This window comes from Pseudomonas sp. AC463 (assembly GCF_979253585.1).
In genome coordinates this window covers 1-265 of record NZ_CEEDDZ010000710.1, presented here as the reverse complement: position 1 = coordinate 265, position 265 = coordinate 1, and the positions used below count along the sequence as shown (strand labels likewise).

General features: G+C 69.4%; 1 protein-coding gene. It reads left to right on the top strand.

The window, feature by feature from the left end; all coding sequences use genetic code 11:
- On the top strand, positions 1–265 hold a 265-nt coding region (locus AC0IYH_RS32045; RefSeq protein ID WP_471838332.1), incomplete at both ends, for an ABC transporter permease subunit.

Sequence of the window (265 nt, the reverse complement as noted above, 5' to 3'; positions counted from 1 at the left end):
CATCGCCGGGCGCAATGCGATCAAGGCGGTGCCGCCGTCGATTCGCGATGCCGCGCTGGGTATCGGGGCATCGCCCATCCAGGTCGTGTTCCACCACGTTCTGCCACTCGCCCTGCCCGGTATCCTGACCGGCACGATCATCGGCATGGCGCGGGCGCTGGGCGAGACCGCGCCGTTGCTGCTGATCGGCATGCGCGCGTTCATCGCCGCGCCGCCGCGTGGGCTGACCGATCCGGCAACGGTGCTGCCGGTACAGATCTTCCTC